The organism is Oryzomicrobium sp. (genome assembly GCF_021287045.1).
Classification (GTDB): Bacteria; Pseudomonadota; Gammaproteobacteria; order Burkholderiales; family Rhodocyclaceae; genus Oryzomicrobium.
In genome coordinates this window covers 175843-198250 of record NZ_JAJTBG010000004.1, presented here as the reverse complement: position 1 = coordinate 198250, position 22408 = coordinate 175843, and the positions used below count along the sequence as shown (strand labels likewise).

At 67.6% G+C, this 22408-nt stretch carries 18 protein-coding genes; 10 read left to right on the top strand and 8 right to left on the bottom strand.

Features of this window, described 5'->3' with window-relative positions:
• Positions 1 to 10: 10 nt before the first annotated feature.
• The 4 genes from frr to rpsB all read right to left on the bottom strand — a co-directional run bounded on the left by frr (position 11) and on the right by rpsB (position 3090).
• Entirely contained in the window at positions 11 to 568 is a 558-nt protein-coding gene (gene frr / locus LWW89_RS06035) for a ribosome recycling factor (RefSeq protein WP_293262692.1), read from the bottom strand.
• Positions 569 to 581: 13 nt separating this feature from the next.
• Positions 582 to 1298, bottom strand: coding sequence for a UMP kinase (pyrH, locus tag LWW89_RS06030; protein ID WP_293262689.1), 717 nt, complete (start codon positions 1296 to 1298; stop codon positions 582 to 584).
• A 24-nt stretch (positions 1299 to 1322) separates the two neighbouring features.
• Positions 1323 to 2219: a translation elongation factor Ts gene (tsf, locus tag LWW89_RS06025; RefSeq protein ID WP_293262687.1), complete on the bottom strand. Its 897-nt coding sequence runs from the start codon at positions 2217 to 2219 to the stop codon at positions 1323 to 1325.
• Between the two features lie 124 nt (positions 2220 to 2343).
• Positions 2344 to 3090 (bottom strand): 30S ribosomal protein S2, encoded by a 747-nt coding sequence (rpsB, locus tag LWW89_RS06020; protein WP_293262684.1) that lies wholly within the window; start codon positions 3088 to 3090, stop codon positions 2344 to 2346.
• A gap of 417 nt (positions 3091 to 3507) precedes the next feature.
• Here rpsB and map point away from each other — a divergent pair, with 417 nt between their 5' ends.
• The 9 genes from map (at position 3508) to LWW89_RS05975 (ending at position 15853) form a co-directional block, all read left to right on the top strand.
• Positions 3508 to 4326, top strand: a complete 819-nt coding sequence (gene map / locus LWW89_RS06015) for a type I methionyl aminopeptidase (protein ID WP_293262681.1) — start codon at positions 3508 to 3510, stop codon at positions 4324 to 4326.
• Between the two features lie 63 nt (positions 4327 to 4389).
• Complete coding sequence (locus LWW89_RS06010; RefSeq protein ID WP_293262678.1) at positions 4390 to 6966, top strand: [protein-PII] uridylyltransferase; 2577 nt, start codon at positions 4390 to 4392, stop codon at positions 6964 to 6966.
• Positions 6967 to 7227: 261 nt separating this feature from the next.
• Entirely contained in the window at positions 7228 to 8331 is a 1104-nt protein-coding gene (locus LWW89_RS06005; protein WP_293262675.1) for an alpha-hydroxy acid oxidase, read from the top strand.
• Between the two features lie 419 nt (positions 8332 to 8750).
• Complete coding sequence (locus tag LWW89_RS06000; protein ID WP_293262672.1) at positions 8751 to 11039, top strand: TonB-dependent siderophore receptor; 2289 nt, start codon at positions 8751 to 8753, stop codon at positions 11037 to 11039.
• A 114-nt stretch (positions 11040 to 11153) separates the two neighbouring features.
• On the top strand, positions 11154 to 11834 hold the full coding sequence (locus LWW89_RS05995) for a Fe2+-dependent dioxygenase (protein ID WP_293262669.1): 681 nt from the start codon (positions 11154 to 11156) through the stop codon (positions 11832 to 11834).
• Positions 11831 to 12496: a PepSY-associated TM helix domain-containing protein gene (locus LWW89_RS05990; RefSeq protein ID WP_293262666.1), complete on the top strand. Its 666-nt coding sequence runs from the start codon at positions 11831 to 11833 to the stop codon at positions 12494 to 12496. The genes LWW89_RS05995 and LWW89_RS05990 overlap by 4 nt, the downstream gene beginning before the upstream one ends.
• A 24-nt stretch (positions 12497 to 12520) precedes the next feature.
• Entirely contained in the window at positions 12521 to 13045 is a 525-nt protein-coding gene (locus LWW89_RS05985; RefSeq protein ID WP_293262663.1) for a DUF2271 domain-containing protein, read from the top strand.
• A gap of 417 nt (positions 13046 to 13462) precedes the next feature.
• On the top strand, positions 13463 to 14278 hold the full coding sequence (locus LWW89_RS05980; protein ID WP_293262660.1) for a DUF4198 domain-containing protein: 816 nt from the start codon (positions 13463 to 13465) through the stop codon (positions 14276 to 14278).
• Between the two features lie 87 nt (positions 14279 to 14365).
• A complete protein-coding gene (locus tag LWW89_RS05975; RefSeq protein WP_293262657.1) occupies positions 14366 to 15853 on the top strand; it encodes a sulfite reductase subunit alpha in 1488 nt (495 codons plus the stop codon).
• Between the two features lie 79 nt (positions 15854 to 15932).
• On the opposite strand, the gene LWW89_RS05970 is transcribed toward LWW89_RS05975, so the two are convergent.
• The 4 genes from LWW89_RS05970 to LWW89_RS05955 form a co-directional block, all read right to left on the bottom strand.
• Entirely contained in the window at positions 15933 to 16919 is a 987-nt protein-coding gene (locus LWW89_RS05970) for a S49 family peptidase (RefSeq protein ID WP_293262654.1), read from the bottom strand.
• A gap of 72 nt (positions 16920 to 16991) precedes the next feature.
• Positions 16992 to 17387 (bottom strand): Rieske 2Fe-2S domain-containing protein, encoded by a 396-nt coding sequence (locus LWW89_RS05965; protein ID WP_293262651.1) that lies wholly within the window; start codon positions 17385 to 17387, stop codon positions 16992 to 16994.
• Positions 17387 to 18043: an HAD-IA family hydrolase gene (locus LWW89_RS05960; protein WP_293262648.1), complete on the bottom strand. Its 657-nt coding sequence runs from the start codon at positions 18041 to 18043 to the stop codon at positions 17387 to 17389. Before LWW89_RS05960 ends, LWW89_RS05965 begins: the two co-directional genes overlap by 1 nt.
• Positions 18027 to 19004 carry an RluA family pseudouridine synthase gene (locus LWW89_RS05955; RefSeq protein ID WP_293262645.1) on the bottom strand — a complete coding sequence of 326 codons (978 nt, stop codon included), beginning with the start codon at positions 19002 to 19004 and terminating at the stop codon, positions 18027 to 18029. The genes LWW89_RS05960 and LWW89_RS05955 overlap by 17 nt, the downstream gene beginning before the upstream one ends.
• A 468-nt stretch (positions 19005 to 19472) precedes the next feature.
• On the opposite strand from LWW89_RS05955, the gene LWW89_RS05950 reads away from it, so the two are divergent.
• Positions 19473 to 22394 carry an Rne/Rng family ribonuclease gene (locus LWW89_RS05950; protein WP_293262642.1) on the top strand — a complete coding sequence of 974 codons (2922 nt, stop codon included), beginning with the start codon at positions 19473 to 19475 and terminating at the stop codon, positions 22392 to 22394.
• Positions 22395 to 22408 lie beyond the last annotated feature (14 nt).

Genomic DNA, 22408 nt, shown 5'->3' with positions numbered 1-22408 from the left:
AGGCCCGGCCTCAGACGGCCAGGAGTTCCTTTTCCTTTTCGACCAGCAGCTTGTCCACGTCGGCCACGAACTTGTCGGTGAGCTTCTGGATGTCGTCCTGGGCGCGGCGCTCGTCGTCCTCGGAGATTTCCTTGGACTTCACACCTTCCTTCAAGCCGTTGTTGGCGTCGCGGCGCAGGTTGCGGATCGCCACCTTGGCGTTCTCGCCCTCACCCTTGACCACCTTGATCAGCTCGCGGCGGCGCTCTTCGGTCAGGGCGGGCATCGGCACGCGCACCACGTCGCCCTGGGTGGCGGGGTTGAGACCCAGGTCGGCGTCGCGGATGGCCTTCTCGACCTTGGCGACCATGGGCTTTTCCCAAGGCTGGACACCGATGGTGCGGGCGTCGAGCAGAGTGACGTTGGCCACCTGGTTGATCGGGGTCGGGGTGCCGTAGTAGTCGACCATCACGTGGTCGAGGATACCGGTGTGGGCACGGCCGGTGCGGACCTTCGCCAGATCGTTTTTCAACGCTTCCAGCGACTTGGTCATCTTCTGCTCGGTGGCTTTTTTCAGTTCAGCGATCATTGCGGGTTCTCCGTCAGCAATAGACCAGGGTGCCTTCGTTCTCACCGAGCACGACGCGCTTCAGGGCGCCGCGCTTGAAGATGGAGAACACGTTGATCGGCAGCTTCTGGTCGCGGCAAAGGGCGAAGGCCGTGGCATCCATCACCGCCAGGTTGCGGGAGATGGCTTCGTCGAAACTGATCTTGTCGAAGCGGGTAGCGGTCGGGTCCTTCTTCGGGTCGGCAGTATAGACGCCGTCCACCTTGGTGGCCTTGAGCACGATCTCGGCCCCGATCTCGGCGCCGCGCAGGGCGGCAGCGGTATCGGTGGTGAAGAAGGGATTGCCGGTACCGGCGGCGAAGATCACCGTGCGGCCCTGCTCCAGGTAACGGATGGCCTTGCCCCGGATGTAGGGCTCGACCACCTGTTCGATGTTCAGCGCCGACTGGACCCGGGAAACGAGTCCGGCGGCGCGCATGGCGTCCTGCAACGCCAGGCTGTTCATGACCGTGGCCAGCATGCCCATGTAGTCGGCCTGGGCCCGGTCCATGCCCGTGGCGGCGGGGGCGACACCGCGGAAGATGTTGCCGCCGCCGATCACGATACCGACCTGGACGCCCAGGTCGGTGACCGTCCGAATCTCCTCGACGATCTCGGAGATGGTCTGACGGTTGATCCCATAGGCGTCCCCGCCCATGAGCGCCTCACCGGACAGCTTGAGAAGGATGCGCTTGTAGCGGGGTGCGGACATGGGATCTCCCTAGGACGGTGGTTATTACTTGTTGGCAGCGGCGGCAGCCTGGGCGGCCACTTCGGCGGCAAAGTCGGCGACCTTCTTCTCGATGCCCTCGCCCACCACGTACAGGGTGAAGCCCGGGACGGAAGCGCCCTTGGCCTTGAGCAGCTGCTCGATGGTCTGCTTGCCGTCTTCGGCCTTGACGAACACCTGGCCCAGCAGGGTGACTTCCTTGAGGAACTTCTGCACGGTGCCTTCGGCGATCTTCTCGATCATGGCTTCGGGCTTGCCGGCTTCCTTGGCCTTCTCGATGGCGACGCGGCGCTCGGTCTCGATCAGGTCGGCGGACACGCCGGAGGCATCCAGGGACTTCGGCTTGGAAGCAGCGATGTGCATGGCGATGTCCTTGGCGGTGGCTTCGTCGCCGCCCACCAGATCCAGCAGCACGCCGATCTTGGCGCCGCCGTGGATGTAGGACACCAGCTTGCCCTGGGCTTCGGTGCGGGTGAAGCGGCGGATGCTCATGTTCTCGCCGATCTTGCCAACCAGGGCGGAACGCACGGCCTCGACGGCCTGGCCGTCGATTTCCAGGGCGGACAGGGCAGCCACGTCGGCCGGATTCTTGGTGGCGACCAGCTCGGCCAGGTTCTTCACCAGAGCCAGGAAGTCGTCGTTCTTGGCCACGAAGTCGGTTTCACAGTTGACTTCGATGATGGAGCCCAGCTTGCCGTCGGCGGAGATGTACACGCCGACCACACCTTCGGCGGCCACGCGGGCTGCAGCCTTGGTGGCCTTGTTGCCCAGCTTGACGCGCAGGATTTCCTCGGCCTTGTCCATGTCGCCGGCGGCTTCGGACAGGGCCTTCTTGCATTCCATCATGGGCGCGTCGGTCTTTTCGCGCAGTTCCTTGACCATCGCTGCGGTGATTTCCGCCATCTCTTGCTCCAATCTCTAGATTAAGCGGCGGCCGCCCGAAGGCGGCCGCTGACATTGCACTACCAGCCCGCCCGGCCTTGCATCGCTTGCATGGTCACGGCGGGTAAAAACCGTTCAGCCAGCCTTACTCGGCGGACTCTTCCTGAACTTCGACGAACTCGTCGTCGGAGCCGGCGGCAACGATTTCCTGGAGGGACTGGCTACGGCCTTCCAGGATGGCGTCGGCCACGCCGCGGGCGTACAGGCGGATGGCGCGGGAGGAGTCGTCGTTACCGGGGATGACGTAGTCCACGCCTTCCGGGGAGTGGTTGGTATCGACTACGGCGATCACCGGGATGCCCAGCTTGTTGGCTTCGGTGATGGCGATCTTGTGGTAGCCCACGTCGACCACGAACAGAGCGTCGGGCAGGCCGCCCATTTCCTTGATGCCGCCGATGGACTTTTGCAGCTTTTCCAGCTCGCGCTTCATCAGCAGGGCTTCCTTCTTGCCCATGCGCTCGATGGAACCGTCCTGAACGGCGGCCTCCATGTCCTTCAGACGCTTGATGGACTGCTTGACGGTCTTGAAGTTGGTCAGCATGCCGCCCAGCCAGCGCTGGTCGACGTAGGGAACGCCAGCGCGGGAAGCTTCCTCGGCGATGATCTCGCGAGCCTGACGCTTGGTGCTGACGAAGAGGATGTTGCCGCGGTTGGACGCGAGCTTCTTCACGAACGCCATCGCCTCGTTGTACTTAACGAGGGTCTTTTCCAGGTTGACGATGTGAATCTTGTTGCGAGCGCCGAAGATGTACTGGGACATCTTCGGGTTCCAGAAACGGGTCTGGTGGCCGAAGTGAACACCGGCCTCGAGCATTTGACGCATGGTCGCCATGAAAGGACTCCTAAGGGTTTGAACCGCCATCCGCCATTGTCGATCCGCGCTTGGCGCGGACACCCCATATATGAGCGGATGTGTGGAATGCCCCGGCAGCCAAGGCTGCGCGGGAAGAAAAGGCCGCAAAACCGGGAAAAGTAGGGAAACTATCCCCGCCCCCAGCGGCCTTATGCTTGCTCCGTCCCGGCGGGGCCGGAACGAAAAGCCGCAAGAGTATAGCACCCATCGGACCGGCGCTTCAATTGTGCAGCGGCTTTTTGCCGCTTCGCCCCGGCCGCCGGGACCACGCCGATGGGGCCGACGCCCCGTTGCTGCGGCGCGCAAAATTGCCTAAGCCCGGGCCTTGGCCTTATCCTTTTTGCCTTTGCCGGCGTGCGCAACGCCCGGCCTTTCCCTCGGAAGAGCCCTAGAAAAATGAGCATCACCATCAAATCCCCCGCAGACATCGAACACATGCGCACCGCCTGCCGCCTGGCGGCCGAGGTGCTCGACCACGTCACCCCCCACGTCAAGGCCGGCGTGACCACCGCCGAGCTGGACCGACTGTGCCACGACTACATGGTGAACGTGCAGGGCTGCGTCCCCGCCCCCCTCAACTACACCCCGCCGGGCTACACCCCCTACCCCAAGTCGATCTGCACCTCGATCAACCACCAGGTCTGCCACGGCATTCCGTCGGACAAGGTTCTCAAGAACGGCGACATCGTCAATCTCGACATCACCGTGATCAAGGACGGCTGGCACGGCGACACCAGCCGCATGTTCATCGTCGGCGAAGGGTCGATCCAGGCCCGGCGCCTGTGCGAAGTCACCTTCGAGTGCATGTGGCTGGGCATCGCCCAGGTCAAGCCAGGCGCCCACCTGGGCGACATCGGCGCCGTCATCCAGAAGCACGCCGAAGGCAACGGCTTCTCGGTGGTGCGCGAATTCTGCGGCCACGGCATCGGCCAGAAATTCCACGAAGAGCCCCAGGTGCTGCACTATGGCCGCGCCGGTACCGGCCCCGAACTCAAGCCGGGCATGATCTTCACCATCGAGCCGATGATCAACGCCGGCAAGGCCGCCATCAAGGAGATGCCGGACGGCTGGACCATCGTCACCAAGGACCGCAGCCTGTCCGCCCAGTGGGAACACACCGTGGTGGTGACCGAGACCGGCGTCGAGGTGCTGACCGTCTCGGCGGGCAGCCGCCCCAAGCCTGCCCTGGTGGCCGGCGCCCCCATCCTGCCCTGACTGCCCTGACTGCCCTGACCCCGTAACGACCTCCCCGAACCCAACCGCCCACCGGCGTCCGCCATGGCCCCCCTGCACCTGCCCACCGACCTGATCCCCCGCTACCGCAACCGCCTCAAGACCGAGCAGGACGCCCTGCGCGACGCCTACCTGGCCGACGCCGACACCCGGGCCCTGCTCGACGGCCGGGCCAAGGTGGTGGACGGCGCCCTGGCCGACCTGTGGCGCGAGCTGGAGCTACCGCCAACCTTCGCCCTGGCGGCGGTGGGGGGCTACGGGCGGGGCGAACTGTTCCCCGCCTCGGACATCGACCTGCTGATTCTCCTGCCCGGCGCCCCGGGCATCGGCGAGGAAGCCCGCCTGTCCCAGCTGGTCAGCCTGTTCTGGGACATCGGCCTAGAAATCGGCCACAGCGTGCGCACCGTGGACGAGTGCCTGTCCGAAGCCGACGGCGACATCACGGTGCAGACGGCCCTGATCGAAGCCCGCCTGCTCACCGGCGACGCTACCCTCTTCCGCACCTTCCAGGCCGGCCTGCACGGCCGCCTGGACGCCAAGGCCTTCTTCAAGGCCAAGAAGCTGGAGCAGGAAGAGCGGCACATGCGCTACAACGAGACGCCCTACAGCCTGGAGCCGAACTGCAAGGAAAGCCCCGGGGGCCTGCGCGACCTCCAGGTCATCCTGTGGATCGCCCGGGCCGCCGGCATCGGCGCCAGCTGGGCCGAGCTGACCGCCGCCGGGCTGCTCACCGCCGAGGAGGAGCAGCTCATCAACAGCGTCGAGCGCTTTCTCGACGACGTGCGCATCCGCCTGCACCTGCACACCCGGCGCCGCGAGGACCGGCTGCTGTTCGACCACCAGACCGCGGTGGCCAAGATGTTCGGCTTCGAGCCCACCGCCACCCGGCGCGAGAGCGAACTCCTGATGCAGCAGTACTACCGCTCGGCCAAGGCGGCGCTGCAACTCAACACCATCCTGCTGCAAAACCTGGGGGCGCGCCTCTTCCCGCCCCCGGCGGGCACCACCCGGCCGCTCAACGAACGCTTCCAGGCCGCCCACGATCTGCTCGAAATGCGCGCCGACGACCTGTTCGAGCGCCAGCCCTCGGCCATCCTCGAAGCCTTCCTGATGCTCCAGCGCCACCCGGAGCTGCGGGGCATGACCGCCCGCACCCTGCGCGCCCTGTACCGGGCCCGCTTCCGCATCGACGACGCCTTCCGCGCCGACCCGGCCAACCGGGCCCTGTTCCTCGAACTGTTCAAGAGCCCCCAGGGCATCGTGCATGAATTCCGGCGCATGAACGCCTACGGCATCCTGGGCCGCTACCTGCCCAACTTCGGCGCCATCGTCGGCCAGATGCAGCACGACCTGTTCCACGTCTATACGGTGGATCAGCACATCCTCCAGGTGCTGCGCAATCTGCGCCGCTTCGCCGTGGAGGAATTCGCCCACGAATACCCCCTCTGCTCCCGCCTCATCAACGGCTTCGAGCGCCCCTGGGTGCTCTACATCGCCGCCCTCTTCCACGACATCGCCAAGGGCCGCGGCGGCGACCACTCCGAGCTGGGCACGGCGGACGCCCGGGCCTTCTGCGAAAGTCACGGCCTGGCCCCGGAAGACACCGAAATGGTGGTCTGGCTGGTGCGCCACCACCTGACCATGAGCCAGGTGGCGCAAAAGCAGGACATCTCCGATCCGGACGTGGTCAAGCACTTCGCCCAGGTGGTGGGGGACGAGCGTCACCTGGTGGCCCTCTACCTGCTCACCGTGGCCGACATCCGCGGCACCAGCCCCAAGGTGTGGAACGCCTGGAAAGGCCAGTTGCTCGAAGAACTGTACTCGGCCACCCGCAACGTCCTGGGCCGGGGCGGCGCCCCCGAGCCCCACGGTGTGATCCAGGAGCGCCAGCAGGAGGCCCTGCGCCTGCTGCGTTACTTCGCCCTGTCCGATACGGTGCACGAGGGACTGTGGAAGCAGCTCGACACGGTCTACTTCCTGCGCCACAGCGCCGAAGAGATCGCCTGGCACACCCGCAACCTGCACTACCGCATCAACACCCCGACCCCCATCGTCAAGGCCCGCCCCAACCGCAACGAAGAAGGCTTGCAGGTGATGGTCTACGCTCCGGACCAGCCCGATCTGTTTACCCGCATCTGCGGTTTCTTCGGCCGGGAAGGCTTCTCCATCGTCGATGCCAAGGTGCACACCACCCGCCACGGCTACGCCCTGGACAGCTTCGTGCTGCTCGACGTCTCGGGCCGGGACGACTACCGCCAGTTGGTCAGCTACCTGGAGCACGAGCTGGCCCAGCGCCTGTCCCACCCTTGCACCCCGGAACCGCCCCCCACCGGCCGGCTGTCGCGGCAGGTCAAGCACTTCCCGATCACTCCGGAAGTGAGCATCCATCCCGACGAAAAGGGCACCCAGTTCGTCCTCTCCCTGGTGGCGGCGGACCGGCCCGGCCTGCTCTACAAGATCGCCACCACCCTCACCCGCCACGGCGCCTACCTGCACACCGCCAAGATCGCCACCCTGGGGGACCGGGTCGAGGACGTATTCCTCCTCTCCGGCGGCGACCTGGCCTCCAGCGCCGGCCGGGTCAAGCTGGAAAGCGAATTGCTGGACGAGCTCCAGGTCTGACCCCGGCCAAACCCCGCGCCAGTGCTTGATCTCCGGGATGCCCTTCCGGAAAGCAAGCACTGGCGCGGCGTTCCCCGGTCGCCCCGCTGAAAGCCAATACTGGCGCGGGGTTTGGTTTTCTCGCCCCCCCTCACCCTCCTAATCCCTCTCGCCCACCTCGCGGCGAACCCACCTGCCCGGCCCCGGCGGTAGCGTCCTGGCATTGACTCGCGGATGAGAATCACTATCATCCACGCCGATCAATGACCAACGACTGCCGCCATGCCCACTCCCTGCCTGAGCGCCATCCCCCGCGACATCGCCTGCGTCGCCGACTATGAGCGCTACGCCCGCCACAGTCTCGACGACAACGCCTGGGCCTACCTGGCCAGCGGCGCCGGGGACGAACTGACCTACCGGCGCAACCGGGACGCCTTCGACGCCCTGCGCTTGCAAGGCCGCGTTCTCGGCGACGTGGGCGGCGGCCACACCCGGCTGGAACTGTTCGGTCAGGCCCTGGCCCACCCCATCCTGCTCGCCCCGGTGGCCTACCAGCGCCTCTTCCACGACGCCGGCGAACTGGCCGCCGCCCAGGCCGCCGAAGCCCTGGAGGCGGCCATGGTGGTCAGCACCCTGGCCAGCGTCCCCCTGGAAGACATCGCCGCCGCCACTCGGGCGCCCCTGTGGTTCCAGCTCTACATCCAGCCCGACCGGGGCTACACCCGGCACCTGGTGGCCCGGGCCGAGGCCGCCGGCTACCGGGCCCTGGTGGTGACCGTGGACGCCCCGATCAACGGCCTGCGCAACGTCGAGCAGCGCGCCGGCTTCCACCTGCCGCCCGGGGTGGAGGCCGCCAACCTGCGCGACATGCCCCCACCGCCCAATCCCCTGGCCCATCTGCGCCCCGGCCAGAGCCCCCTCTTCGACGGCCTGCTCGCCACCGCCCCCACCTGGGCGGACATCGAGGCCCTGCGCGGCCTGACCCGGCTACCCCTGATCCTCAAGGGCATCCTTTCCCCCGCCGACGCCCGCCAGGCCCTGGCCCTGGGGGTAGACGGCCTGGTGGTGTCCAATCACGGCGGCCGCACCCTGGACACCCTGCCGGCGGCCATCGAGGCCCTGCCGGCGGTGGCCGACGCGGTGGGCGGCGATATTCCCCTGCTGCTCGACGGCGGCATCCGCCGCGGCACCGACATCCTCAAGGCCCTGGCCCTGGGCGCCCGGGCGGTGCTAGTGGGCCGCCCCTGGGTCTACGGCCTGGCCGCCGCCGGCCCCCTGGGCGCCGCCCACGCCATCAAGGTGCTGCGCGAGGAACTGGAAGTGGCCATGGCCCTGACCGGCTGCGCCACCCTGGCCGACATCGGCCCGGCAACGCTGTGGCGCTAAAACCCGCCACCCACGGCCGGCGACGCCCCAGGCGCTGACCGCTCCAGGCACAGCGAACGCCGCACCCGATCCTGCCCCATGACCTGCGGGCCTCGTTGCCGCGTGTCTGCGTGCCGCGCGTCACAGCGGCCGCCAACCCAGGCCGCCAACCCACCGTCGTCACAGGCCGTCGTCATTTACGCAACACAACATGCTGCCGTCGCGCTGACGAATGTAACAAAATCTTGACTTTTGCAAATGAGATTTCTTATCATTTCGTAAATTAAGCGGTACGGCAACGCACCGCGACAAGCGCCAACAGCAAGCCACCCCTCCAGCCATAGCGGACCACCGACGTTCCGCACCGGGACCGCGATGCCCGGGGGAATTGGAAGGGAAGCCAGCCAGCAACTGACTTCTCTCTCCGGAGTTCCCCTTACATGGTTCACATCGAAAGCCGCAAGCACCCGCTCGACCGTCACCCGCGTCTCAACGGCACCGCCGCCCTGACCGCCACCGCCCTGGCGATTTCCGTCCCGGGCGCGGCTCTGGCCCAATCCGCCGGCGAGGCCGTGCTGCCCAACGTGAACGTGACCGCTTCGGTTCCCGATGCCAGCTACAAGGCCGACACCGCGGCCTCCACCAAATACACCGCGCCGCTGCTCGACACCCCCAAGACCGTCACGGTCATCACCAAGGAAGTGTTGCAGCAGACCAACGCCACCACCCTGCAAGAAGCCCTGCGCACCGTGCCCGGCATCACCTTCGGCATGGGCGAAGGCGGCAACCCGGTGGGCGACCGGCCCTTCATCCGCGGCTTCGACTCCCAGGCCAACACCTTCATCGACGGTCTGCGCGACCCCAGTTCCCAGTCCCGCAACATGTTCGCCGTCGAGCAGATCGACGTGGTCAAGGGCGCCGACTCCGCCTACAGCGGCAGCGGCGCCGTGGGCGGCAGCATCAACATGACGACCAAGAACGCCCGTCTCGGCAACTTCAACGAAGTGACCGCCGGCATCGGCACCGATGCCTACCTGCGCGGCACCGCCGACCTGAACCGCCAGATCGCCGACACCGCCGCCGTGCGCCTCACCCTGCTCAAGGAAAAGGGCGACGTGCCGGGCCGCAAGGACGTGGATTACGACCACCTGGGCGCCAATCTGTCCGCCGCCTTCGGCCTGGGCACCGCCACCCGCGTCACCGCCGGTCTCTACCACTACGAGACCGACGACATGCCGGACTACGGCATTCCCTACAACAACCCCTACACCGCCGCCAACCAGCTCCAGTACAACGGCGACGGCGGCCCGCTGAACGTCAACCGCAACAACTTCTACGGCCTCAAGGGCCGGGATTTCCGCAAGACCAACGTGGACAGCGGCACCCTGAAGATCGAGCACGATCTCAACGACAAGTGGACCCTGCGCAACGGCACGCGCTACACCAAGTCGCTCAACGACTACGTGGCCACCAACCCGGGCGACAGCCGGGGCCTCAACCTCACTCCGGGCAACATCGTCCTGAGCAACATCGGCGGCGTTGCCGGCAACACCACCATCCCCGCCGGCTACCTGTGGCGCAGCCAGAAGAGCCGCCATTCCGAGACCGAAGCCTGGGTCAACGACACCCAGCTGAGCGGCGAATTCTCCACCGGCGGCGTCAAGCACAACGTCACCCTGGGCCTGGAATTCACCCACATCGAAACCGACAGCCGCGGCTACAACGTGGTCGGCAACTCCCTGGCCAACATCGCCAATCCCAACCCGAACGATCCCTGGACCGGCACGGTCGGCCGCGCCACCTCCGGCGCGAAGACCACCACCAACACCAGCGGCATCTACGCCTTCGACACCCTGACGCTGAACAAGCACTGGCTGCTCAACCTGGGCCTGCGCCACGACACCTTCCGTTCCTACGTGAACAACTACACCACCAACGGCACCGCGCCGACGGTGAACATGGGCACCAGCAGCAGCTTCACCAGCTACCAGACCGGCCTGGTGTTCAAGCCCGTCGATTACGGCAGCATCTACCTGAGCTACGCCACCGCCGCCAACCCCTCGGGCATGAGCGCCGGCGACGGCGCCGACAACCTGTCCAACACCAGCGCCGCCAACCTGTCGATCAAGGACCTGGAGCCGGAAAAGGTGCGCAGCCTCGAACTGGGCACCAAGTGGAACCTGCTCAACAACAAGCTGGCGCTGACCGCCGCCGTGTTCTCGCTGGAAAAGACCAACGCCAAGGTCCAGCTGGACGCCAACACCTACTCCACGGTGGGCAAGCAGAAGACCGACGGCTTCGAGCTGGGCTTTGCCGGTGCCATCACCGACAAGTGGCAGGTCTTCGGCGGCTACACCCACATGAAGAGCGAACTGGTGGAAGTGGGCCCCTACGCCAGCAACCAGGCCACCAAGGGCAAGCAGTTCCCCAATACCCCGGAAGACAGCTTCAGCCTGTGGAGCACCTACAAGCTGATGCCCAAGCTGACCCTGGGCGGGGGCGCTTATTACATGTCCAAGGTGTACGGCAACACCGCCAACACCAAGTGGGTGCCCAGCTACTGGCGCTTCGACGGCGTGGCCACCTACGACATCGACAAGACCTTCAGCGTGCGCCTGAACGTGAACAACATCTTCGACAAGACCTACTACGACAAGGCCTACGCGACCCACATGGTGAGCGTGGCCCCGGGCCGGCAAGCCATGCTGACGGGCATCATCAAGTTCTAAGCGCGGCGCGCCACGCCCCCGCCCCGGCCGGCCACGGCCTGGGCGGGGCTTCTGCGTTTTTGCGGGACGCCCGGCCCGCCCATCACACCACCACGAGGCAAGGGAAACACCATCATGATGCTGCACGTACCGGAAGTTCTCAGCCGCGAACAGGTGGCCGAATGTCGCCAGATCCTCGCCGCGGCCGAATGGATCGACGGCAAGGCCACCACCGGCGTCCAGTCGGCCCAGGCCAAGCGCAACCTGCAACTGCCCGAGGGCTCCCCCGCCCTGGCCCGCCTGCGCGAGATCGTCACCGGCGCCCTGATGGCCAACCCCCTGTTCTTCTCCGCCGCCCTGCCCCAGCGCATCCTGCCGCCCTACTTCAACCGCTACGAGGGCGGCGGCCATTTCGGCAACCACGTGGACAACGCCATCCGCTACGCCCACGGCAGCGCCCTGGGCCTGCGCACCGACGTTTCCACCACCCTGTTCTTTTCCGATCCGGACGAGTACGAGGGCGGCGAGCTGATCGTCGAGGACACCTATGGCAGCCACGTGGCCCGGCTGCCCGCCGGCGACGCCATCGTCTATCCCTCCACCAGTCTGCACCGGGTCGAGCCGGTGACCCGGGGCGCCCGGGTCTGCTCCTTTTTGTGGACCCAGAGCATGGTCCGGGACGATTGGCGCCGCACCATGCTGTTCGACCTGGATGTGACCATCCAGAAGCTGCGCCAGCAGGTGGGCGACAACCCCGAGGTGATCGCCCTGACCAGCCACTACCACAACCTGCTGCGCCAATGGGCCGAACTGTGAACGCCGCCGCGCCCGCAGCCTCGTCCGGCAACGACTTCGCCCAGCGCCAGCGCAACGCCGGCTGGCTGAAGACCCTGCACCGCTGGCACTGGATCAGTTCGGCCATCTGCCTGCTCGGCATGTTGCTGTTCAGCGTCACCGGCATCACCCTCAACCACGCCGCCGACATTCCCGCCCATCCCCGGGTGACCCGCCACGCCGACCGCCTGCCCGCCCCCCTGCGCGCCAGCCTGGCCCCGGAGGGCGCGTCCACGGAGGCCGCCAACGCCCCCCTGCCCGCCCCGCTCGTGGACTGGCTCCACACCGCCCTGGGGGTGAACGCCGGCGGCCGGGACGCGGAATGGTCGCCGGAAGAGGTCTACCTGGCCCTGCCCCGCCCCGGCGGCGACGCCTGGCTGCGCATCGACCGGGACAGCGGCGCGGTGGAGTACGAGCGCACCGACCGGGGCTGGATCGCCTACCTCAACGACCTGCACAAGGGCCGCAACACCGGCACCGCCTGGCGCTGGTTCATCGACGTGTTCGCCGCCGCCTGCCTGCTGTTCTCCCTCACCGGCCTGCTCATCCTCAAATACCACGCCGGCAACCGCCCCGCCACCTGGCCCATGGTCGGCCTGGGGCTGGTGGTCCCGGCCCTGCTCGCCCTCCTCTTCATTCACTGATCCCCCTACCTCAACGAGCCCTCCATGCGTCATCCCCTGCCCCTTGCCGCACTGCTCCTCGCCGCCGCCGGCGCCGCCCACACTGCCGCGGCCGCCGACCTGACGGTGGAAATCGAGATTCCCGCCCTCAACGTGGCCGAGTACCACCGCCCCTACGTGGCCCTGTGGATCGAGCGCCCCGACCAGTCCGTGGCCGCCAACCTGGCGGTCTGGTACGACCTGAAGAAGCCCAACAAGGAAGGCACCAAGTGGCTCCAGGACCTGCGCCAGTGGTGGCGGCGCAGCGGCCGCGAGCAGGAGATGCCGATGGATGCGGTGACCAGCGCCACCCGGGCGGTGGGCAAGCACAAGCTGAGCTTCGCCGACGGTGCCAAGCCCCTGGGCCGCCTCCCCGCCGGCGACTACCGCCTGGCCGTGGAAGCCGCCCGGGAAGTGGGCGGCCGCGAGGTGGTGTACCTGCCCTTCCAGTGGCCGCCGCAAAAGCCGCAACAGCTGAAGGCCCAGGGCAAGACCGAGCTGGGCGGCGTGGTGGTGGACTTGAAGCCCTGAGGTGCACGCTGTCCCTAAGTCGCCCGCAACCGACCACAACCGATCCGCAAGCCACCCAAAATCCGGCCCAAATCCGCCCGCCATCCGGCCGCCATCTGCGTGCACACGTGCCGGCGGCGCCGAAGGATGGGGCCGGCCAATACATTAATAAAATTCAAGTGTTCGCCTGGCGGAAAAACCAAGGTCCGCGCCAGTTCTTGAGTTTCACCGACCGCACCGTGGAAAACATGAAGGAAATTAATAAATCGACGGCAATTGTGGCGGCAGGCCGCGCCACCTGACCCGGTTGCCGCTGATTCCACCGATTCCGCCATCCGCTTTCCCGCCCCTTCAAAGCCACATCCAAGCCGCACCCGAGCCGCTTCCGTCGCCCTTTCGCCTCTCTCGCCGCCTTTTCCACTTCCCAAGGAGTCTGCGATGCCCCGTACCCTTCCCCTCGCCGCCCTGGCCCTGGGCCTCACCCTGGCCTGGACCATCCCCAGCGCCCAGGCCCACAACGTCTGGCTGCAACCCTCCTCCACCGTCCTCTCCAAGGCCCAGTGGATCACCGTGGACGCCGCCGTCTCCAACGACCTGTTCTTCTTCAACCACATGCCCCTGGCCCTGGACAACCTGACGGTGTCCGCCCCCAATGGCGACAAGGTGGCGGTGGACAACCTCTCCCGCGGCAAGCTGCGCAGCGTCTTCGACGTGAACCTGGCCCAGCCCGGCACCTACCGGCTGGCCGTGGTCAACCACGGCGTTATGGGCAACTACAAGCTCAACGGCGAAGCCAAGCGCTTCCGCGGCGGCATCGACAGCTACGCCAAGGACATCCCCGCCGGCGCCACCGAACTGCGCCTCGGGGAGCAGGTCGGCCGCATCGAGACCTTCGTCACCGTTGGCAAGCCCAGCCCCCTCAAGCCCAGCGGCGTCGGCCTGGAAATGGTGCCGGTGGCCCCCAGCCACCCCAACGACCTGGTGGCCGGCGAAGCCGCCAGCTTCCGCTTCCTGGTGGACGGCAAGCCCGCCGCCGGCATCGAGGTGGCCCTGGTGCGCGGCCAGACCCGCTACCGCAACCAGGTCGGCGAAGTCCGCCTGACCACCGACGCCGACGGCAAGATCGCCTTTACCTGGCCCGAGGCCGGCATGTACTGGCTGGAAGCCGAGGTCAAGGACAAGCGCACCACGGTCAAGGACGCCGCCGAACGGCGCCTGACCTACGCCGCCACCCTGGAAGTGCTGCCCCAGTAACCCGCCCCTCCCGCCTGCGACCGTCCGGCCCCTTCCCCGCCGGCCGGTCGCAGGCGGCGCCGCATAACGCCACTCACCAATCTCACGATGCCGATTCTCCCCGACGCCCCCCGGCTTGCCGGGGCGGCGGCCGTGGTGCTGGCCTACGCCGGCCTGTGCTCTGCCGTCTTCCTGGGCCAGCGCAACAAGCGGCGGCGCGCCGCCCAGGCCGCCGCCACCCTGCCCCCCGACGCCCCACGGAATTCCGGTGAGGTGCTGCTGGCCTACGCCAGCCAGACCGGCTTCGCCGAGGAGCTGGCCGAGCGCAGCGCCGCCGCCCTGCGCGCCGCCGGCCGGCCCGCCCGCCCCGTAGCCCTGGGCGACCTGTCCCTGGAACGGCTGGCCAGGAACGACACCGGCCGCCCGGTGCTGTTTCTGGCCAGCACCTGCGGCGAGGGCGACGCCCCGGACAACGCCGCCGCCTTCGTCCGCCGCCTGCTCGACGCCACCGCCGCCCAGCCGGCATTGCTGACCCACCTGCGCTACGGCCTGCTCGCCCTGGGGGACCGGGAATACCGCCACTTCTGCGGCTTCGGCCGGCGCCTCGACGGCTGGCTGCAAGCCGCCGGCGCCACGCCCCTGTTCGAGCGCATCGAAGCCGACAACGGCGACGCCGCCGCCCTGGAACGCTGGCAGCACGCCCTGGCCCACCTGGCCGGCGGCGACGATGCCGCCCCCCTGGCCTGGCAGGCCCCCGAGTACGCGCCATGGCGCCTGTGCGTGCGCCGCCACCTCAATCCGGGCAGCCAGGGCGGGCCGGTCTTCCACCTGGAACTTGCCCCTCCGCCGGGCCCGGCGGGGGACGGTGCACCCGAGTGCTCGTTGGAGTCCGGAGAATCAGGAGAGTCTGGGGAATCGTGGCAATCCGGCGACCTGTTCCAGGTCGCGCCCCCCGGCCCGGACGGCCGCCTGCTGGCGCCCCGGGAATATTCGATCGCCTCGATCCCCGCCGATGGGCGAGTGCATCTGCTGGTGCGCCAGCAGCGCGGCCCCGACGGCCGCCTGGGTGCCGCCTCCGGCTGGCTGAGCGAAGGCGTGCCCCTGGGCGGCACGGTGATGGCCCGGCTGCGTCCCCACCGCAATTTCCGCCTGGGCGACAACGCCCGGCGCCCCCTCATCCTGATCGGCAACGGCACCGGCCTGGCCGGCCTGCGCGGCCACCTGCGCGCCCGGGCCGCCGCCACGGGGCCCCACGCGGAACCGGCCCCGCCCACCTGGCTGATCTTCGGCGAACGCAACGCCGCCATCGACTACCACTACCGGGACGAGATCGACGCCTGGCGGCGTTGCGGGCTGTTGCAGCGCCTGGACCTGGCCTTCTCCCGAGACCAGGCCGAGCCGGTCTACGTCCAGCACCTTCTGCGCGAAGCCGGCGCCCAGGTGCGGGACTGGCTGGCCCGGGACGCGGCCATCTACATCTGCGGCAACGCCGTGGGAATGGCCGAGGCGGTGCACCACACCCTGATCGAGCTGATCGGCGAGGCGGCCCTGGACGAACTGACCGTTGCAGGGCGCTACCGGCGGGACGTGTACTGAGCCCTCTGCTCCGTTGCCACCAAGCAAAACGCCCATCCGATGGATGGGCGTTTTGCTTGGCTGAGAGACGCCGCGCGGGTCAATGCACCGCCGGACCTTCGCCGAACAGCTTGAACACCAGGCTCTGGGCCATGTCGGCGCCGAAGCGCTTGGCGAAACGTTCGGCCAGGTTCTCCTTGACCGAGAAATCCACCAGCTTGTCCGCCTTGATCACGTCGCGGGCCACGCTGTCCACCGTGCCGTAATCGTCCACCAGACCCAGCTTGACGCCCTGGGAGCCGGTCCAGACCAAGCCGGAGAAGATTTCCGGAGTTTCCTTGAGGCGGTTGCCGCGGCCCTTGCGCACGGCCTCGATGAACTGGCGGTGGATCTCTTCGAGCATGGCCTTGGCGTAGGCCTTCTGCTGGGGCTCCTGGGGCGAGAACGGGTCGAGGAAGCCCTTGTTCTCGCCGGCGGTAAGCAGGCGCCGCTCCACGCCCAGCTTGTCCATGGTGCCGGTGAAGCCGAAGCCGTCCATCAGCACGCCGATGGAGCCCACCAGGCTGGCCTTGTTGGCGTAGATCTTGTCCGCCGCGGAGGCCACGTAGTAGCCGCCGGAGGCGCACAGATCCTCGACCACCGCGTACAGCGGGGTGTCCGGGTATTTGGTGCGCAGCCGCTTGATCTCGTCGTAGATGATGCCGGACTGGACCGGGCTGCCGCCGGGGCTGTTGATGCGCAGGATCACGCCGGCGGTGCCCTTGTCCTCGAAGGCGGACTGGAGCGCGGCGTTGATCTTCTCGGCGCTGGCGGCGCCGGTGGCGTCGATGGTGCCGTGCACGTAGACCACCGCCGTATGCTTGCCGTCCGGCAGCTTGTCGCCCCCGCCCAGGCCCAGGGCGATGAACAGGAAGACGGCCAGGTAGCCGAAGGCGAGCAGCTTGAAGAAGATGCCCCAGCGGCGCCGGGCGCGCTGCTCGTTCAGGGAGGCGCTCGCCAGCTTTTCGAGCAGCTTGCGCTCCCATTGAGGGTCGGGATTGCCGGAACTGCCGCTCGGTTGGAAATCGGGTTGGGGGTAGTCAGCCATGGAAACTCATTGGTCTAGGAATAGATACAGGTACGGCGGGTGCGACTTTAACGCACAAACATGCAGTCGGCATTACAGGCTGGAAACCTGGGGGATAACCTGGGCAGTAGTACTGGGGGAAGGCTCATGGAACACGCGGCCATCCCGCTCCATTACCGGTACGGGCACCAGCCCCCGCCCGTTGCAGCGCCCGCCCAGGCAGCGCCCCGACTGGGGGTCGTAAAGCGCACCGTGCACTGCACAAATCAAGTATAGCCTTGAATGATCGAAGAATTCCCCCTCTTGCCAGTCCAGTTCCACCGGAACATGGGCACAGCGGTTGAGGAATCCATAAACCTTGCCGTCGAAGCGGACGACGAAGGCCGGCTCGGCCACGCCGTAGCGCTGCACCGTGAAGCGCACGCCCTTGCCGCCATCCGCCAGGCTGGCGGAATCGCAGATGTAGCCGGCGTCCTCCGCGGCGTCCATCAGCCGTGACGGCGCAGCCAGGCGCCCAGTTCGTCCACGCCGTCCACCACCGCCAGGGGCGCCAGGGCCTGCAATTCTTCCGGCACGTGGGCGCCGTAGGTGACGCCGATGGCGCCGGTGCCGGCGTTGACGGCCATCTGCAGGTCGTGGGTGGTGTCGCCGATCATCAGGGTGCGCTCCGCCGGGGCGGCGAATTCATCCATCAGCTCCAGCAGCATCTGGGGATGGGGCTTGGAATGGCATTCGTCGGCGCAGCGGGTGGCGTGGAACAGGCCGCCTAGGCCGCTCACCTTGAGGGCCCGGTCCAGGCCCAGGCGGCTCTTGCCGGTGGCCACGGCCAGAGCGTAGCCCGCTTCGCGCAGCTCCATCATCAACTCGGGCACGCCCTGGAACAGGGTCAGCTCCTGGTCCCGGGACAGATAGTGGTGGCGGTAGCGCTCCACCATCTCCGGGTAGCGGTCCCGGGACAGGTCCGGCACGGCGTGGTGCAGGGCGTCGGCCAGGCCCAGGCCGATCACGTAGCGGGCCTGCCGGTCGGAGGGCACGGTCAGCCCCAGGTCGCGGCTGGCGTCCTGGATGGCGGTGACGATGGCCGCCGCCGAATCCATCAGGGTGCCGTCCCAGTCGAAAACGATCAGATCAAATTGCTTCGCCATAATCTTGTTGCTCCCGGGCCGACAGGCGGCCGAGGTAGGCGTGGAGGTCGTCGGGCAGCGGCGCCTCGAGGCTGATCCGCTCCCCGGTGAGGGGATGGGGAAAGGTAAGCCGCCAGGCGTGGAGGAACATGCGCTTCAGCCCCTCCTTGGCCAGGGCCTTGTTCAGGGCGAAATCGCCGTACTTCTCGTCCCCCAGGATGGGATGGCCCAAGTGGTCGAGGTGCACCCGGATCTGGTGGGTGCGCCCGGTCTTGATCTGGGCCTCCACCAGGGAGGCGCTCTGCCAGCGGGCCACCAGGCGGAAGATGCTGTGGGAAGCCTTGCCGTCATCGTGCACCGAGACGCGCCGCTCCCCTTCTTCGGTCAGATACTTGTGCAGGGCTGCCTGGACGTGGGTCACCGGCTTTTCGATGCGCCCCTTGGCCAGGGCAAGGTAGCGCTTGTCGGCCCGGTGGTGGCGGAACAGGTCGTGCAGGGCGGTCAGGGCCGAGCGCTTCTTGCCGATCAGCAGCAGCCCCGAGGTTTCCCGGTCGAGGCGGTGGGCCAGTTCGAGGAAGCGGGCCTGGGGGCGCTGGCGGCGCAGGGCCTCGATGACCCCGAAGGAAAGGCCGCTGCCGCCGTGCACCGCGATCCCGGCCGGCTTGTTGATGGCCAGGAAGGTGTCGTCCTCATAGACCACCGGCAGGTCGGCGCGCAGCATGCCGGCCTCGGCGGTGGCGGTGGCCGGCGGCTTTTCCGCCAGGCGGATGGGGGGGATGCGCACCGTGTCGCCAGCCTGGAGCCGGTAGGCGGCATCGACCCGGCCGCTGTTCACCCGCACCTCGCCGCTGCGCAGGATGCGGTAGACGTGGCTTTTCGGCACCCCCTTGCACACCCGTACCAGGTAGTTGTCCAGGCGCTGCCCCGCATCGTCGTTGTCGATAACGACGCGGTTCACCGCGCTTTTTTGAATCTCGGGCATTTTTGGATATATACTTCCTGCGATTTACGTCCCGGCCTGAAAGGGGCGCTGCGCTGTAAGACCGAACGGACCCGTTCCAACGCATCGGAATACACCCGTGGCCAGCCACAGACGCCTCGCTTGCGCGAACCTGCGCAAGATCGGACCAACGCGAATCGTACGGTTAATGTCGCTCACCAAAAAGCAGCGATGGTACTGGATTTGCGCGCCTCAAGCATTACAGCCTGCAACGCACGTTCAGCCGCCCATGCAGAACAGTAGCGGTTTCCCCGGCACGCCCCACAACGGCGCCTCTGGCTGAAACCCGGTAAAACACCTACCGACCCATCAACGCTACCCAAAACCCCCAGCGATTTTCAGGATATTAGTTGCTCTCACGGCCCTTCATGCACAACAGGAAACCGCACAACTAATCGCCTCGCTGCCCTGCAGTGGGAGGCTGTCCGTGCCGGCGCGCGGGAGCCCACAATGAAGCGAATGCTTTTCAATGCGACACAGGCCGAGGAACTCCGTGTCGCGATCGTCGATGGTCAGAAGCTGATCGACCTCGACATCGAATCGGCCGCGAAGGAACAACGCAAGAGCAACATCTACAAGGGGGTCATCACCCGGATCGAACCGTCGCTGGAAGCGGCGTTCGTCGATTACGGCGCCGACCGCCACGGCTTCCTGCCGTTCAAGGAGGTCTCCCGCGCCTATTTCCAGGCCGGCGTCGAGGTCAGCAAGGCCCGCATCCAGGACGCCCTGCGCGAAGGCCAGGAGTTGATCGTTCAGGTCGACAAGGATGAGCGCGGCAACAAGGGCGCCGCCCTGACCACCTACGTCAGCCTGGCCGGCCGCTATCTGGTCCTGATGCCCAACAACCCCCGTGGCGGCGGCGTTTCCCGCCGGGTCGAGGGTGACGAACGCGCCGAGCTGCGCGAGATAATGGACCAGATCGAAGTCCCCGGCGGCATGAGCCTGATTGCCCGCACCGCCGCCATCGGCCGCAGCGCCGAAGAGCTGCAGTGGGACCTGAACTACCTGCTGCAACTGTGGACCGCCATCGAAGGCGTCTCCTCCGAACAGAAGGGCCCGCTGCTGATCTATCAGGAAGGCAGCCTGGTCATCCGCGCCATCCGCGACTACTTCCAGCCGGACATCGGCGAGATCCTCATCGACACCGACGAGATCTTCGAGCAGGCCCAGGCCTTCATGGGCACGGTGATGCCCGCCAACGTCAGCCGGGTCAAGCGCTACCGGGACGACGTTCCCCTCTTCTCCCGCTTCCAGATCGAGCACCAGATCGAAACCGCCTTCGGCCGGCAGGTGAACCTGCCCTCCGGCGGCGCCATCGTGATCGACCACACCGAAGCCCTGGTGGCCGTGGACGTGAACTCCGGCCGCGCCACCCGCGGCCAGGACATCGAAGACACCGCCTTCCGCACCAACCTGGAAGCGGCCGAAGAACTGGCCCGCCAGCTGCGCCTGCGCGACCTGGGCGGCCTGATCGTCATCGACTTCATCGACATGGAAAACCAGCGCAACCAGCGCGAGGTGGAAAACCGCCTGCGCGACGCGCTGCGCTACGACCGCGCCCGAGTGCAGATGGGCAAGATCAGCCGCTTCGGCCTAATGGAGCTGTCTCGCCAGCGCCTGCGCCCCGCTCTGGCCGAAACAAGCTACATCCCCTGCCCGCGCTGCAACGGCACCGGCCACATCCGCTCCACCGAGTCCGCCGCCCTGCACATCCTGCGCATCCTCGAAGAAGAGGCGATGAAGGAAAACACGGGCGCCGTGCACTGCCAGGTGCCGGTGGACGTGGGCACCTTCCTGCTCAACGAAAAGCGCAACGACATCCAGGCGATCGAATTCCGCCACAAGGTCACCATCCTGCTCATTCCCAACAAGCACCTGGAGACCCCGGCTCACGAAATCATCCGCCTGCGCCACGACGACCTGAACCAGGAAGAAGTGCGCGCCCCGTCCTACCGAATGGTCAACGCGCCCGCCGACGAAGTGGCCCTGGCCACCGAAGCCAGCGCAAAGCCGGTGCGCCAGGAAGCCGCCATCAAGAACCTGACCCCGGAGCAACCCGCTCCGGTGGTCGCCGAAAAGGCCGCCGAGACGCCCGCCAAGGCAGGCGAGCCGGGCATCATCGCCCGCATCCTCGGCTGGTTCAGCGGCAACCGCCCCGAAGAGAAGGCCGCCCCGGCCGCCCCCGCACCCCGCGGCCGTAACGGCCAGCGCGAAGGTCGCGGCGAAGGCCGGCGCAATGGCGAACGCGGTGAAGGCCGTGGCCGCCGCGGCGAACGCAGCGAGCGTGGCGAAACCCGCCCCAGCGAAGCCCGGGAAGGTCGTGGCGAACGTGGTGAAAGCCAGGGCCGCGGCCGTAACCAGGAAGCCCGTCCCGCCCAGCAGCCCCGCGAAGGCCGCGAGCCTCGGGAAGCACGGGAACCGCGCGAAGCCGGTGAAACCCGCCGCAGCCGTGGCGAAGGCCGCCGCGAGCGTGCCCCGCAAGGCGCGGAGGAAACCCAGGCCGCCCAGCAGGGCGAACGCCAGGAACGTCCGGAGCGCAGCGAGCGCCGTGAGCGTGGCGAAGGCCGCCGCGAGCGGGGCGAACGCGCAGCCAAGCCTCAGGCCGAAGCCGTGGCCGAAACCGAAACCCTGCTGACCGGCGCCGCCGCTGAAGCTGCCGTGGCCGCTGCTGCTGAAGCCGTTCCCGCTGGCGAGGCCCAGGCTGGTGAAGCCCCCGAAGCCGGTGCTGAGGAAGGCGGCCGCCGCCGTGGCCGCCGTGGTGGCCGTCGCGAACGCGGCGAGCGCCGTCCTCAGGAAGCCGCCGGTGAAACCGCGGCCCAGGAAGCGGCTGCGGCCGACCTGCCGGCCGAAAATGCCGAGCCTGTCATCGTGACCATCCCCGCTGCCGCAACCCCGGCGCCTCAAGTCGCTGCCCCGGTGGTCGAAGCCGCTCCCGCCCCGGCCCAAGAAGCTGCTGCCGTACCCCAGGCCGTCGAAGCCCCCGCCCCTGCGGCGATCAACGAGCCGGTCCAGGTCGAAGCGTCGGCTCCGGTTGCCACCGAGGCTGCCCCTGCTACGCAGCCTGCCGAGCCGGTGGAAGCTGCTCCGGTTGCCGCGCCCGTCGCGGAACCCGTGGCCGCTGCCGCGCCTGCCCCCCTGGCGCCTCCGGCCACGCCCGCCCCGGTGGTGGTGCCGGCCCCGGCCGCGCCGAAGCTGGAAGAAGTCCTGGCCAGTTCCGGGCTGGAAATGATCGAGACCCAGTCCGGCAACGCGCCCGCCTTCACGCCCGAACCGGCCGCCCCCCGCGGCCGTGCGGTGCGTCGGCCGCAGCAGGCGACCAGCTCCGAGCCCCTGGTGATGGTGGAAACCCGTCCCGCCGGCGAGCAGCACTAAGCACTATCCAGGCG